At 40.7% G+C, this 14,384-nt stretch carries 11 protein-coding genes; 3 read left to right on the forward strand and 8 right to left on the reverse strand.

The genetic code is table 11. The annotated features are described in order from the left end of the window. Complete coding sequence (locus tag ACFSKV_RS16660; RefSeq protein ID WP_380805283.1) at nucleotides 1–1,140, reverse strand: DEAD/DEAH box helicase; 1,140 nt, start codon at nucleotides 1,138–1,140, stop codon at nucleotides 1–3. A 1,051-nt stretch (nucleotides 1,141–2,191) separates the two neighbouring features. Between ACFSKV_RS16660 and ACFSKV_RS16665 the strand changes: the two genes are divergently transcribed. Further along, nucleotides 2,192–3,373, forward strand: coding sequence for an ATP-grasp domain-containing protein (locus tag ACFSKV_RS16665; protein WP_380805287.1), 1,182 nt, complete (start codon nucleotides 2,192–2,194; stop codon nucleotides 3,371–3,373). Nucleotides 3,374–3,788: 415 nt separating this feature from the next. Here the strand turns inward: ACFSKV_RS16665 and ACFSKV_RS16670 are convergent, their stop codons facing one another. Then, nucleotides 3,789–6,527 (reverse strand): M16 family metallopeptidase, encoded by a 2,739-nt coding sequence (locus ACFSKV_RS16670; protein ID WP_380805290.1) that lies wholly within the window; start codon nucleotides 6,525–6,527, stop codon nucleotides 3,789–3,791. A gap of 612 nt (nucleotides 6,528–7,139) precedes the next feature. On the opposite strand from ACFSKV_RS16670, the gene ACFSKV_RS16675 reads away from it, so the two are divergent. Beyond that, a complete protein-coding gene (locus ACFSKV_RS16675) occupies nucleotides 7,140–7,904 on the forward strand; it encodes a hypothetical protein (protein WP_380805292.1) in 765 nt (254 codons plus the stop codon). Here the strand turns inward: ACFSKV_RS16675 and ACFSKV_RS16680 are convergent. Then, nucleotides 7,901–8,341 carry a hypothetical protein gene (locus ACFSKV_RS16680; RefSeq protein ID WP_380805294.1) on the reverse strand — a complete coding sequence of 147 codons (441 nt, stop codon included), beginning with the start codon at nucleotides 8,339–8,341 and terminating at the stop codon, nucleotides 7,901–7,903. The genes ACFSKV_RS16675 and ACFSKV_RS16680 overlap by 4 nt on opposite strands. A 103-nt stretch (nucleotides 8,342–8,444) precedes the next feature. Beyond that, on the reverse strand, nucleotides 8,445–10,814 hold the full coding sequence (gene ppsA / locus ACFSKV_RS16685) for a phosphoenolpyruvate synthase (protein WP_380805298.1): 2,370 nt from the start codon (nucleotides 10,812–10,814) through the stop codon (nucleotides 8,445–8,447). A 137-nt stretch (nucleotides 10,815–10,951) separates the two neighbouring features. Between ppsA and rluF the strand changes: the two genes are divergently transcribed. Further along, the gene (gene rluF / locus ACFSKV_RS16690; RefSeq protein ID WP_380805300.1) at nucleotides 10,952–11,683 is read left to right on the forward strand and encodes a 23S rRNA pseudouridine(2604) synthase RluF; all 732 of its coding nucleotides are present in this window, start codon (nucleotides 10,952–10,954) and stop codon (nucleotides 11,681–11,683) included. Nucleotides 11,684–11,915: 232 nt separating this feature from the next. Here the strand turns inward: rluF and ACFSKV_RS16695 are convergent, their stop codons facing one another. The 4 genes from ACFSKV_RS16695 to ACFSKV_RS16710 all read right to left on the reverse strand — a co-directional run bounded on the left by ACFSKV_RS16695 (nucleotide 11,916) and on the right by ACFSKV_RS16710 (nucleotide 14,358). Further along, a complete protein-coding gene (locus ACFSKV_RS16695) occupies nucleotides 11,916–12,689 on the reverse strand; it encodes an XRE family transcriptional regulator (RefSeq protein WP_380805303.1) in 774 nt (257 codons plus the stop codon). A gap of 10 nt (nucleotides 12,690–12,699) precedes the next feature. Then, a complete protein-coding gene (locus ACFSKV_RS16700) occupies nucleotides 12,700–12,957 on the reverse strand; it encodes a hypothetical protein (RefSeq protein ID WP_380805304.1) in 258 nt (85 codons plus the stop codon). 184 nt (nucleotides 12,958–13,141) lie between these two features. After that, on the reverse strand, nucleotides 13,142–13,933 hold the full coding sequence (gene bla, locus ACFSKV_RS16705) for a subclass B1 metallo-beta-lactamase (protein WP_380805307.1): 792 nt from the start codon (nucleotides 13,931–13,933) through the stop codon (nucleotides 13,142–13,144). Continuing rightward, nucleotides 13,930–14,358 carry a GNAT family N-acetyltransferase gene (locus tag ACFSKV_RS16710; RefSeq protein WP_380805310.1) on the reverse strand — a complete coding sequence of 143 codons (429 nt, stop codon included), beginning with the start codon at nucleotides 14,356–14,358 and terminating at the stop codon, nucleotides 13,930–13,932. Before ACFSKV_RS16710 ends, bla begins: the two co-directional genes overlap by 4 nt. Nucleotides 14,359–14,384 lie beyond the last annotated feature (26 nt).

Consider the following 14,384-nt stretch of genomic DNA (forward strand, 5'->3'; position numbering starts at 1 on the left):
TTAGAGCTTAAAATCAATATTCATCGCATCAATCAAGTCCACCCATCTTCCCATCTTTTTTTGAATAACCTTGAAATGATGTTCCTCCTCTTCTGAAACCAGGGAAATGGCTTCACCTTCAGATCCTGCCCTACCGGTTCTTCCAATACGGTGAATATAATCTTTGGGGGATCTGGGCAATTCATAATTGATGACATGGGGAAGGAGTTTAATATCTATGCCTCGTGCTGCCAGGTCCGTGGCAACCAATACCCTGATTTTTCCAGCTTTGAATTTGGTCAGGGCGTCGGTTCTGGCTCCTTGGCTTTTATCTCCATGAAAGGCTACTGCCTCTATTCCGTGCTTTTTTAATTTATTGGCCACATTATCAGCCATCCGAATAGAAGAAGTAAAAACCAAGACCTGCTGCCAGTTTCCCTCCCTGATCAAATGCCTCAATAAAGGCCCTTTGTATTCTTTAGGAACCAAATATGCTGACTGGGCGATCAGTTCCGGTGCAATCTTATCCTGCTCAATTTCAATCTTGATGGGGTGATGGAGCAATTTTTGGATCAATTTTTCCACCTCTTCTTCCATAGTCGCTGAAAAAAGGATGTTCTGCCTTTTCTTTGGAAGCCGGGACAAAATTTCATCCACCTCCAACTTAAATCCTAGATTCAATACCTTATCGGCTTCATCCAAAACCAAGACCTGCAATTCATCCAATTGGATAGCATTTTTAGAAAGCAGATCCAGTAATCTTCCCGGGGTAGCGACCAAAATTTCCGTACCATGAAGGTTGATCATCTGGGGATTGATGGACACTCCTCCGAAAACTGCCATGGTTTTTATCCTTCTGGGTAAAAACTCACTGAACATCTTTACTACTTGCTGAACTTGGGCTGCCAATTCTCTGGTTGGAACAATGACCAAAACAGGGATATGCCGGTCTTTTGGAGCATTTTTTTCGGCAAGTAGTTGAAGAATTGGCAAAACATAGGAAGCCGTTTTACCTGAACCTGTTGGCGCAATGCCAAGAATATCTTTTTTCTTCAAGATGGCCGGAATAGCCTGAATTTGTATAGGATAGGGATTTTCGTATTTCGCTTTGTTAATGGCTTCAATCAAGCGTTCGGAAAGTCCCAGAGAGGAGAAATTCATGTGAATCTATTTTGCCTAAAGTTAAGGTTTATCGCTGAGGTAATGACTATGGTTCTGAAATTGAATTTTTAAATGGAAGAGATGAGTCGGGAATGGTGGATCTTTGGAATGTTGGAGGGTTCGTTTCTATTTTGGATGAAGAGATTTTGAACCACTAATTCGAAGAAATTTTAAAAGTAACGTTAATAGCTAACTTTAAATAAGAGGTGGAAAGTAAAAAAAATCCTAAAAATGGATGGTATGGAAGGCACCCGCCAGATCGGACGGGCAGGCCCGCCTGATCGGACGGGCAGGGATAACGTGCCTGCCTGCTGGCAAAGGCAGGGATTTGGCGGATGTTCGCGGAAGGAATTTAACCACAGATGAATGTTGATGAACGCGGATATAAGTACCACGCCTGCCTGCTGCAGGCAGGAATTACACGGATTTCACTAATCTTCTAATTCTGGATTGATCGGATTATAGGTCTTTAATGTATATGTGGATTCATAAGTGCATTATAAAGGAATTAGGCGCGAAGCTTGGGAATTATCACGAATTCCTAGTAATAGACCAGAGTGTGAATTTGGATGGAGCCCTAAAGGGCCTGCCCGTCCGATCAGGCGGGGCTCAACCTTGATTAGCCATGGGTAAAGGGAGGGACGACCGGAACCCATGGTCAAATGACTGATAACGTATCGAGAGCCGGCGCAGTAAGTAAGATCGGAGCATCCATGTAATCGCCGGCGAAAAGGAATGTGAATTTGTAAGGTAGCAGTCAGGAGACTGCATTGATAGGGTCCAAGCCTGTCCTCCGTGGCGGATCACAGACCTGCCCGTCCGATCAGGAAACAGAAGTCCAGCTTCTGGAGAAGCAGGACAACAGACAACAGACAACAGACACGGACATCCTACATCCCACATCGGACATCGGACATCCAACATCTGTTATCCGGCTCTGAAATAAATATACAATCAAAAAAACAAACACCACATCAATTCTACCGCTGATAAAATTTACCCAAAAATCCCCTTTGATAAACTTACTTTTGTGCGCAAAATTGCTAATCAAATGATTTTACTAGATTACCCCTACACCTCCGATTTCCTAATTGAAACTGTGGTGAGGAACCAATTTCCAGTGGTAGCTACTCCCGAAGCCAAAGAAATCCTTCTGGGTAGAAATGCAAAACTGATCAGTGAAAAAGAAGCCATTGCATTCATTAAGGCCAATCCTTTACAACCTGTTTACACTAACTCAGAAAACAGCATAGCCTGGATACAGCAAAATCTCAAGGAGACAAGCCTACCTGACAAAATTGAGACTTTCAAAAACAAGTTCAGGTTTAGGGAACTGATCCAAGAATTCTACCCTGACTATTTCTTCAAATCTGCTTCCTTGATTGAATTGAGAAACCTGGAAATCAGCCATTTCAAGTTTCCTTTCATCATCAAACCAGCTGTCGGGTTCTTCAGTATCGCAGTGCATAAAGTGGACAGTCCCGAGGATTGGCAAGGCATTGTAAGTAAAATTGAAGTTCAAATGGAGAAAACCAGGTCTCTCTATCCCAAAGAAGTGGTCAGTAATACGGATTTTATCCTGGAAGAATACATTTCAGGGGAGGAATATGCCTTTGATTGTTATTTTGATCAAAATGGTAATCCTGTGATTTTGAATGTGCTCCATCATGTTTTCTCTTCAGAATATGATGTCAGTGATAGGGTGTACTATAGTTCTGAAGAGGTGATTTCTAAACTTCACCAACCTATTCTTGACTTTTTACATCAGATAGCTTCGAAAATTGATTTAAGAAACTTCCCCTTGCATATAGAAATCAGGGAAACCGAGCCCGGTAAAATCAATCCCATTGAAGTAAACCCCATGCGCTTTGGGGGATGGTGCACCACAGCAGACCTGACCTGGTTTGCCTACGGTATCAATTCCTATGAGTATTTTTTCCATTCCAAAAGACCGGATTGGGAGAAAGTTTTCGAAAAAAGAAAAGACAAAAAATACAGTCTTATCCTACTGGACAACCAATCAGATGTGGCCCAAGAGGATATTGCCTATTTCGACTTTGATGCCATTGCCAAGGATTTTGAAAAGCCATTGCATGTCCGAAAAGTGAATATGGATAAATTCGGGGTATTTGGTTTTCTGTTTACTGAAACCAGCAAAGGAAATGAAAAAGAGCTGGATGAAATCTTGCATTCCGATCTGAAGAAATATATGGTGTTGAAGGTTAAGAATTAGAATTATGAATGAAGAATGAGTAAATAAAGTTGTCATAGTTGTCTGCTTCGCGTTGTCCTAGTTAGAAACTTGGAAATTTCACTTCAACATTTCATCAATGGTTAATTGAAACATGATTGGAACCGACCTATAGGGGCGGCCAGTTGGTAGCCTAGGGTTTCAACCCTAGGTTAAAGGTTTGAAATAAGGATTCAGAGCAGGCGCTGTAAGATTAATCGAAGCGTAAATGGTTTCGCCGGCGAAAAGAACCGTGAATTCCTGAGAAGGCAGTCAGAAATTAGAATTGAATTGGTTTCATATGTAGAGTTGAGGTTGTCATTAATAGGTAAGGTGACATCTAAATTGAACATCCATTTTAATCCATAAAAAAACCACGGCCCGGGACCGTGGTTTTTTTATCATTTGCTATAACCCTTTATTTACTAAAATCCCCTGCCTTCACAATCGACATTTTGCCCAGGTCAAAATGACGCTTCATGGCTTCCTGGATCTGCTGCGGAGTAAGGGCATTGACCTTATCTTCCAACTCCTGATCCCATTCAATGGTCCTTTTCAGAAAAAGATTTCCATTAAGGGTGCCAGTGAGGAAAAAATCCTGCGAACGGTTCACAGACCTGTTCTGAAGCCATCCTGCCTTGGCTGCGGCCACCTCTTCATGGGTAAACCCTTCTTCCAGTACCTTAGTGATTTCCTCCCTGAATGCCTGCTCCAACTTTTCCAGATTTTCCGGCGCATAAATGGCATAGGTCTGGAAATTAGCCAACTTGTCTATGGAACCGGCACTAAACCATGACCCTACTCCATAGGACAAACCTTCCTTTTGTCTGATCCTGACTGCCAACCTGGAATTGAGGAATCCACCGCCCAACATAAAATCCCCTATCACCAAAGCAGGATAGTCCTCATGGGAATCATTCATCTCCAATTGTTGAATAGCCAAAAAGAAAGCATTGGGTTTGTCCGGGGTCTCAATAGCTTCATTTATTACTGGCTTATTGCCAGGACGGGAGATCAATCTGCTATAATCTGCCTTCGTATTCCAGTTTTCCAACATATCTTTCAGTCCTTCCAGTACCACTTCTTCATCAAAATCCCCTACAATAGCTACCGTTCCATAGTTGGCACCATAATACATTTGGTGAAAATCTTTGATATCCTGAAGTTTTATGGCTTTATGAGCCTCAATACTTTCTGAGAAAGTGGAAACATATCTGGGATCTTCCTTATCATAAGGACTGTTGTGCCTTGACATCCTGTTCGATGCCAAAGCGATAGGATCGCTCATTGAGGATTCTATGTCGGTGATTCTTTCCAGAATCAGTTTATCCAGCTCATGCTGTGGAAAAGAAGCTTCTTGGAGAATTTCTTTAACCAAGGCCAAAACTTCAGGAAGGCTCTCCCTGACCGTTTCCCCATATACAGAGAGTACACTGGCACTTCCATAGAATGAAACATTGGCTTTAAGCCTGTCAAATTCATCTTTTATTTCTTCCCTTGTTTTATTGGCAGTTCCCCTATTGAGCATATTGGCTGTATATTCACCGATCAAGCCTTTGTTTTTAAGGTTTTGCTCGTTGCCGAACCGGAAAGTAAAATCGAAATTGACAGAAGCTCCACGGGTCTTTTTATTGAGAAAGGCAATTTTCATCCCATTCTCCAATTCATGTCTGACCGTTCTACTTTCAATATTTGCCGGGCTTGGATCAAAAGCCTCCCCGGCTTCCAGTCCTTCTCCTCCTTTGTATTCCGCCACCAGTTCGGTAATATTGATGGCATCTGGAATTTTGGTCCGGTCTGGTTTTTCAACCGGAACAAACATGCCCATGGTCCTATTATCTTCCTTGAGGTAATGGACAGCGACCCTTTGTACATCCTCCACGCTGATGTCCCGGATGCGGTCTCTATGGATAAACATCAGTCTCCAGTCACCGGCTCCAATATATTCACTCAACTGTAGTCCTATTCTTTCCGAAGAATTAAATGACAGTTCAAAACGCTTCTGGATAGTGCTTTTAGCCCTATTCACCTCCTGTTCGGTGACTGGGTTAACAATCACATCTTCATAGGCTTTGATCATGGCATCCATTGCATTTTCCATTGATTTCTCATTGGGTACTTCCGCAAACGCCATTATGATCCCCGGATCTTTCCAAAGAAAGATATTTCCATAAACATAAGAGGCAAGCTGTGTATCAACCAAGGCTTTGTAAAGCCTTCCGGAAGGATTATCTGTCAGGATATTACTCAAAACTTCCAAGGCTGCGGCATCTTCATGGGAACGGGCTGAGGTTTTATATGCCGCTCCTACCAGTTGGGCATCACCCACCCGTTTTACTGTTACACGCCTTTCTCCATCCTGATCCGGATCCTTGGTATAAAAAGAAGGAAGTATTCTGTCCGGCCTGGGAATTGGGCCGAAATATTCATTGACCATTTCAATGGTTTTTTCCTCTTCAATTTTCCCTACCACAACCAATACAGCATTGTCCGGCTGATAATAGGTGCGGTAAAAGTGCTGCAACCTTTCAATAGGGACATTCTCAATGTCCGATCGGGCTCCGATAGTCGATTTTCCATAATTGTGCCAATCAAAAGCTGCGGAAAGCATCCGTTGCCGGAGGACATTCCAAGGGGAATTCTCACCTGCTTCAAATTCATTCCGGACTACGGTCATTTCAGAATCAAGGTCTTCTTTAGCTATAAAAGAATTGACCATCCTATCTGCTTCCAGGTCCAAGGCCCAACGAAGGTTTTCCTCTGTAGCCCGAAAAGTTTCAAAATAATTGGTACGGTCAGTCCAGGTGGTACCATTGGGCATGGCCCCACGCTCTGTCAGTTCCTGGGGAATATTGGGATGCCTTGGTGTTCCTTTGAAAACAAGATGCTCCAAAAGATGGGCCATACCGGTCTCTCCGTAATTTTCATGTTTTGAACCTACCAGATAGGTAATGTTCACAGTTATTGTTTCCTTGGTAAGATCAGGGAAAAGTAGAACACGTAGCCCATTGGCCAATTGGTATTCCGTGATCCCTTCTACTGTGGTGACCTTAATTGGGTCAGGTAGTCCTATTGTTCCCTGAAATAATTCAGCCCTTGTAGAAGGTGAATTCAGGAAAAGGTATAGACACAATACAATGGAAATTCTTTTTTTCATTGTTAATGATTTAGGTTATAAAAATGGTTTAAACTTAAATATTAGTTAATTTAGATCAAAAAATATCAACTTCCAAATTGTTTATTAAAAAATAACTTAAAAATTAGGTAAAATTAACTTTTGATTTTCATCACTAGGGGAAAAAGATTAAACATATCTTAGGACAAAACCTTTATTCATTCTGAGTTTCCCAATTTATTGAGAAGGCTGAGGAGGAAAATGTAGAATGAAGAATTAAAAATGAGGACTGGATTGAGGATTGGAATTCACTAAGTGGAAAGCACGTGAAAAAAAAACTTGAAATTGGTAGATTTTATCGAACCACAAAAGTCAACAAGAGCCAACAAAAGTTAATTGGGTAATGTAAGTATTCAAATTAGGCCCTTCCTTTTGTGTTACTTTTGTATCTTTTGTGGTTCGAAAATTCCTAATCAATAATTAAAAACTCTAACTGTCTCCACAGAAATCTAAATCCAAAATAAAATACTTCCCGATTCTTTAAGTTGATCCCCCAACCTTCAAAAAATTTCCTTAGGTTAACATATAATTGAACTATTCGTAAAAAATTCTAATTTTATGCGTTGAACCAAATAATCTTTTTAATCCAGTACCATGCATCTAAAAAGTGAAGACCTAAGCAGAATTGAAATTCTTTTTGAATCCGGAATGGTTCCTCCTCCTTACAGTCATATATTCAAATTAAAAATCAGCTTTGGGAAATTTTTTCTAGATACTAACCTGGATCTGACCTATACCGACAGGGAAGAATTATCGGAAGAGGAAATTCTGGACGAAGGCTTTACTTTGGATGATGACTTCCATTTCCAAGGGGAAATACCTATAGTATGGGAAAAACCCTTGAAAGAACTATATGCCAGGTCAAAATGGTCCAACAACAAGCTGGATGATGAAGGAGGAATCAGTATTTTGGCCAAGGACAGGCATGGGCAGATCGTCAGGACTGTTCCCCTAAACCAACAGGAATGGCAAAATTTCTCCCAAGATTATATACAGGCAATTTATGAAATCAGTAAAAAAGAAGCCCCCCTTCAACTGAATTATTTGATAAGGGAAAACCAAAAACAAACTGAAATCAATTTGACTGTAAAATTTTCTTTACGGAAAGTTGAGGTATCGGTCAATGGGAAGTTAAATGAAGCAGATTGGGAGGAAACAAAACAACTGCTCTCCTATGTGTTTTTACCGGATTATGATTACGGAAAAGCCAAAGAAAAAACTCCTCAACATGTGGGTCAGTTTATTGATTGCGGAGATGGTTATTGGCATGAAATAGGAAAAGGAGTCATCAATATTGACAACTCCTTTGATGCTGTTTCCAAAATGAAAGAAGGTTTTGAACACCTAGCCTATCATTAAGGAGTGGCTTTGTCATAAAAATCCCTAACAAAAGCCAATAACTGGTTATTGGTCAATTTATCGCTGGGCTGGACTGAAAACCATTTCCCTCCGAATGATTTGTTCTCCCTCAACCTATTCCTCAACTGTTCTTTCGCAGTTCCCGGGCCAAACAATAAGATATCATCAAAACCATGGAGTTTCGCTTCCATTATTTTGAAATATTCATTGAGCTCATTATGGGAAATGTTGTTCTTTCTATACTCATTATTGGAAGCATGCTCCGAATTTGGAGAAAATCTGGTAGTGTCATTACCTTCTCCTTCAATTCTTTTGATGCTCTCATAGGGAGAATCAATGGTCTCAATCAGTTCTGCATTTCCTTTATTATATCCGATTAAAAGGGCTTTGGAAAAATCTATCCAAACGCCAACCTGTTTAAATGATTTGCTGTCCATAACTTTAGTATTTTATTATTTTTTTATTTAAAGATCTATTGCTTGAAGCAAGCTATCTATGACTTTAAGTTAAGGGTTTTTCCGTAATCTTCCTCGGGAATGGCTACCTTTTCTTTTCTGCTTCTAAGATATTTTCAATACCCTTCAACAAGGCATCCGGATTGAACGATATACTATCGATTCCCTCTTCAACCAGGAATTGGGCAAAAGCTGGATAATCACTGGGAGCTTGTCCACATAGCCCTATTTTTCTTCCATTCTTTTTGGCTTCCTGGATCACAGAGGAAAGCATAAATTTCACCGCACCATTGTTTTCATCAAAAAGATCGGCCACAATGGCTGAATCCCTGTCTATCCCCAATGTCAATTGGGTAAGGTCATTGGACCCTATAGAAAAGCCGTCAAAAATCTCCGCAAACTCTTTTGCAAGAATCACATTACTTGGAATTTCTGCCATTACATAGACCTCCAAGCCGTTCTTTCCCCTTTCCAGTCCAAACTCCTTCATGGTCTCAAGGACTTTTTTCCCTTCTTCCACCGTGCGGCAAAATGGAATCATCAGTTTAACGTTGGAAAAACCGAGCTCATCCCTCAATACCCGCATGGCTTCACATTCCAGGCCGAAACCCTCCTTGTATCGCTCATTATAATACCGGGAGGAACCTCTGAATCCCAGCATTGGATTTTCTTCTTCAGGCTCAAAAGGTTTACCTCCAATGAGCTGGGCATATTCATTGGTTTTGAAATCGCTCATCCGAATGATCACATCTTTTGGATAAAAAGCTGCCGCCACCATGGCTAAGTGCTCAGACAGGGTTTCCACAAAGTATTTTTTCTTATCCTGATAATGCTGCGTAATAGCGGCAATGGCTCTTTTATCATTGCTTTCCGGCAATGAATTATAATTGACCAAGGCCATAGGATGGATTCGAATGGTATTGCTGATGATAAACTCCATTCTCAACAAACCAACGCCCTCATTGGGATAGCGGGAAAGTTTGAAGGCCCTAAATGGATCTGCCAAAATAAACATAGGCTTAGTTGTGGTCTTTCCAATTTCACCCATATTGATTTCTTTTTCTGACCAATCCAGTTTACCATCATAAATCAAACCTTCGTCACCTTCTATACAGGATACCGTGATAATCTGTCCATCCTGCAGTTTATCCGTGGCATCTCCGGTACCCACCACTGCATGGATACCCAATTCCCTGGCCACGATGGAGGCATGACTGGTCCTTCCTCCCTTGTTGGTAACGATGCTGACTGCTCTTCTCAGCATTGAATTCCAATCAGGGTTGGTGATATCGGCCACAATGATGTCGCCTTCTTTTACTTTCTCTGAATCAGCAATGGATTTCACAATACAAACCCTCCCACTGGCAATGGCATTCCCCACTGCTTTGCCTTTGGTGATAGGCTTGGCTTTAGAAAGCAGGGTGTATTCTTTGACAGTAATGCCGCTTTTTTGTCCATGAACCGTCTCTGGTCTGGCCTGTACAATAAATAAGTCCCCAGTCTGACCATCCTTTGCCCATTCAATATCCATGGGCAGGCCATAATGCTTTTCTATTTTGTAACTCCATTCCGCCAATGTTTCTACATCTTCCGGTTCAAGGGAAAATGAATTTCTTTCCGACTGAGAGGTTTTAACATTAACCACAGGCTTCTCCCCACTTTTGGCATATACCATTTTATTTTCTTTCTCCCCTATTTTTTTGAAAATCAAACTTTTATGACCCTTTTCCAAGGAGGGCTTGAAAGCATAAAATTCATCGGGATTGACTGCACCCTGAACCACATTTTCCCCTAATCCCCAAGCGGAAGTGATATAAATGACATTTTCAAAACCTGATTCAGGGTCAATGCTGAATATGACCCCGGCAGACCCTAGGTCAGACCTGACCATTTGTTGTACGCCTACCGAAAGCGCCACCTGCATATGGTCAAACCCATTGTCAACCCGGTATTTAATGGCCCGGTCATTAAACAGTGAAACATAACAGCGCTGGATGGCTTCCAATAGGTTATCTTCACCCTGAATATTCAAAAAACTGTCATGTTGACCTGCAAAACTAGCTGTGGGCAAATCCTCTGCTGTTGCAGAACTCCTTACTGCTACTGAAATAGAATCCGCTCCGCACAAATTCTTATATGCAGATAAAAAATCTGCTTTCATTTTTTCAGAAAATGTTCCTGATGCCATGAGAGAACGGCAAGCCTCACCTACTTCGGCCAAATTCTGGAGTTTTTCAGTATCCAGTTCGTTAAGTTTGTCCTCCAATTTTGAATGCAGCTGATTTTCATGTAAAAAATCCCTAAAGACCTCAGCTGTTGTAGCAAAACCATCTGGTATTTTTATTCCCAAAGGGCTCAATACATGTAACATTTCACCCAAAGAAGCGTTCTTGCCGCCTACAGATGCTATATCAGTATTCCGTAATTTTTGAAAGGGTATGGTATATTGAGGCATGGCATTTTAGACTTATTGTATGCTTTCTCAAGTTACAGTCCAAGCAATTAAAATAATATGATGAAAATCATTGATTGGTCTGATATTTATATTTTACCAAAAACAGCCTTATCTTTCCAAGCTGAAAAACATCAGAAATGAGTGATTCCCAAGGAACCAGAATCAATAAATACCTCAGTGAAGTAGGTTTCTGCTCCAGAAGAGCTGCGGACACTTTGATCCTGGAGGGAAGGGTTACCATTAATGGAAAAATCCCTGAAATGGGGACAAAAGTATTCCCTGGTGATGAAATCAGAGTCAACGGAAAACTGATTACTGAACCAAAAGAAGAGCATGTATATATTGCCTTTAACAAGCCCGTGGGAATTGTGTGTACCACTGATACCAAGGCAGAAAAAGACAATATCATCGATTATATCAATCACCCCAAACGCATTTTCCCCATTGGCAGATTGGATAAACCGAGTGAAGGACTGATTTTATTGACAAGTGATGGGGATATTGTCAACAAAATCCTAAGGGCCGGAAATAACCATGAAAAAGAATATATTGTCACAGTGGACCGGATCATTACTTCTGATTTTGTCAAAAAAATGGCAAATGGAATTCCCATACTTGGAACTGTGACCCGAAAATGTGAAGTTAAACCTCTAGGAAAATACAAGTTTAAAATCATTCTTACCGAAGGCCTCAACCGTCAGATCCGAAGGATGTGCGAGTATCTGGGTTATGAGGTCACCAAACTCAAAAGGATCCGAATCATGAACATCCCTTTGGATCTGCCAATAGGAAAATGGAGGGATTTGACAGAAAAAGAAATGGCAGAAATCAACCGTTTGCTGATTAACTCATCCAAAACAGTGGAGTAAAAATCACCATGTAGTGCGGTTTTCTAAACCGCACCCTTTCTAAATCTTTTCCCAAGGTTTTGATTCTTAAACTTTACTTTATGCGATTTAAAAAATCGAAATACGCTATCCAGTAAATTACCAAACCCGATTATGTGATTTAAAAAATCGCATTACTATTTGCGATTGGAAGCCCAACAGCTATTGCAGAAGACCCGATAAATAAGTCTTCAATAGGAATCACAGAAAAAAATCACTTCCCTCCCAAGCGGATGATTTCTGATTTGAGCTCTAATATCATCTGTGATATATCCTCTAAGCTTACTGGTTTGGATTTGTCTTTTGGATTTGGAAAATCTGTGCTGATAAAAGCTTTCGCCTCCCAGACTTCCAGAACGTCCTCGCCTTTCACCTCATAGGGTTTGTAATGCTCATTGTCAGAAACTAAAAATAACTTCCCGTTTTCCTCCAGGTAGTTAAACACACGCTTGTAAACTACTCCTTCTGTTACAGTTACCAATACATAGGTCTTCCCGCTTTTAATATCTTTAATCTGTTCCACATAGGAACCGATGATGATGGTCCCCGGTACCAATGGCAACATACTGTCCCCACTCAGTTCGAAGGCACGATAAGTAGTATGTCTGGATAAATTGGGCAAATGAAACTGAGGCAATGACTCCATATATTCCGGATCTGCATAACCATTGAGATAGCCTGCCGAAGCCTTTTGCCCTACCATGGTAATCTTTTCATTATCCCCTCCATCCACCGCAATGGTCAGCACTTTGATGCTCTTATTTTGCACTGCCTTCCTCCCCTGTGCTTCAATATCATGATAAAGCAGTTCATCAATATTTACATGAAAAAGTTTGGCCATGATGTCCAGTGAGGAGAGTTTTGGTTCAGACCTGCCGTCCTCATAGGCAGATATCATGGTCCGTTGAAGTCCCAATTTTTCTGCCAGTTCGGTTTGTGTCATCTGAACCTGTGTCCTGAGAAACTTAAGGTTTTTAGCCAGTAACATCTTTATAAGATTAAGCTGAGTAAAGATAAAAATTATGATCTTCCTTAACGGATTTATTCAATGAGAAAGGTTGTAAACCTGACATGGCCACCTTCCTTTGGTACATCCTTTCCTGAATTTCCGCAATGATCTCACCGATGGGTTTGGGTTCATTGGTCAGCAAATAACCATACATCGGCCTTTTATCATCTTCAATAAAAAACTTGACCTGTACATTACCTGATGGCAGTTCTTTCTGTGTCACGCTGATTTTGCTCATGTCTTCCATAAATCTTCCGGTTTACATGAGCTAATATAATAAAGTTATTTTAAATAACATATATGTGTTAATAAAATTAACCTTAAATTGACATTAGGTGTCACATTATTTAAAAAATACAGCAGTAATTGCTTGCATGAAGCAAAAATCATAGAGCTATAGTTTTGAAATTGCTTAAAGCAACCTTGAAAAATTACTGGTTTTCAACAAATTTCCCCTCTCCAAAATGTCGGGTTTTAAACAAATTGATGGTGTAATCAAGCAATTCGATATTACCATATTGCCCATGGCCTGGAACAACAATCTTGGCATCCGGAAATCTCTTTTTGACATTTTCTACTGTATTTGACCAGGAATTCACATTTGCATCCCCTAAAAAACCCTTGTTTGCACCCATTTCTTTGATCAGACAGCCTCCAAAAAGTACATCTTCACCCGAAAAATACACCACGACATTATCCTGGGTATGACCTTCACCAAAATACTTGGCCAGGATAGTCTTGCCTCCCACATTTAACTCAAGCGAATCGCTGAACCCAAGCTGAGGAAGTACAAAATTATTTTCCTTTGCAAGCTGAATCGTATGATTGGAAGCATAAGAAGGTATGCCTTTGTCTTCAAATGACTTAAGCCCGCCAAGGCAATCATTGTGAAAATGGGTAGGCATAACGCCTTTGATCTCCAATCCCAAGCTGGATTGTATCCATTCGATCAGCTCTTCTGAACTGGGGTCATCCGTTGGGGTATCAAAAACAAAAGCCTCTTTACCACTGGTAATTAAAAGCCCATTGCAAGGAACATTTCCAAAATCATTGGTCAGCAAATAAGAAGTGTGGACATAAGCATTTGCTGAAATCCGCGTGACTACCAAAGCCTCTGACCTATAAACTTCATCTGGAAAAATAACCTCTTTGGAGGAACTTTGACAATTTAGAAATGCAAAAGAAAGAAGGGTAAGCAGTAGAAGATAAAGGACTCTTTTCATTGTATTTTTAAGGTATAAATCCGGCTTTCTTTCAATTGGAAACCCAGGTCTGAATACAGCTTGATGGCAGGAATTCTATGCGCTTCGGTAAAAAGCAGGATTTCGCTAAGGTTTTTCTTTTTCCCCTCCTCTAGCAGTTTTTTCATCAATTTTCTCCCAATCCCTTGGTTTCTGTATTGTTCATCGACTACCACATCCTCGATCCATCCTTTTTTGCCGGATATCACTTTATAGGTACACATGGAGGCTATGCCGATAACCTGACCATTGTGCTCACAACAGGCCAAAGTAATCCGGTTGTCTTCTTCCAAAACCTCTTTCAAATTGGTTTGTTCCTTATCTCCTCCTAATTGCTTATATAGGTTGGCGATTTGGATTTCCTTATTTGGATTCAGATCCTGGATCTTTAGGATGTCGATTTTCATTGTTGATGCAAATTGGAGATTTGAGC

This window comes from Shivajiella indica, assembly GCF_042683085.1.
GTDB classification, from domain to species: domain Bacteria; phylum Bacteroidota; class Bacteroidia; order Cytophagales; family Cyclobacteriaceae; genus Shivajiella; species Shivajiella indica.

Excerpts from the sequence above, each read along its gene's own strand:
- ACFSKV_RS16710 (WP_380805310.1), bottom strand. The coding sequence starts at position 14,358 with ATGAAAATCGACATCCTAAAGATCCAGGATCTGAATCCAAATAAGGAA.
- ACFSKV_RS16695 (WP_380805303.1), bottom strand. The coding sequence starts at position 12,689 with ATGTTACTGGCTAAAAACCTTAAGTTTCTCAGGACACAGGTTCAGATG.
- rluF (WP_380805300.1), top strand. The coding sequence starts at position 10,952 with ATGAGTGATTCCCAAGGAACCAGAATCAATAAATACCTCAGTGAAGTA.
- ACFSKV_RS16675 (WP_380805292.1), top strand. The coding sequence starts at position 7,140 with ATGCATCTAAAAAGTGAAGACCTAAGCAGAATTGAAATTCTTTTTGAA.
- ppsA (WP_380805298.1), bottom strand. The coding sequence starts at position 10,814 with ATGCCTCAATATACCATACCCTTTCAAAAATTACGGAATACTGATATA.
- ACFSKV_RS16680 (WP_380805294.1), bottom strand. The coding sequence starts at position 8,341 with ATGGACAGCAAATCATTTAAACAGGTTGGCGTTTGGATAGATTTTTCC.
- bla (WP_380805307.1), bottom strand. The coding sequence starts at position 13,933 with ATGAAAAGAGTCCTTTATCTTCTACTGCTTACCCTTCTTTCTTTTGCA.
- ACFSKV_RS16660 (WP_380805283.1), bottom strand. The coding sequence starts at position 1,140 with ATGAATTTCTCCTCTCTGGGACTTTCCGAACGCTTGATTGAAGCCATT.
- ACFSKV_RS16670 (WP_380805290.1), bottom strand. The coding sequence starts at position 6,527 with ATGAAAAAAAGAATTTCCATTGTATTGTGTCTATACCTTTTCCTGAAT.
- ACFSKV_RS16665 (WP_380805287.1), top strand. The coding sequence starts at position 2,192 with ATGATTTTACTAGATTACCCCTACACCTCCGATTTCCTAATTGAAACT.
- ACFSKV_RS16700 (WP_380805304.1), bottom strand. The coding sequence starts at position 12,957 with ATGGAAGACATGAGCAAAATCAGCGTGACACAGAAAGAACTGCCATCA.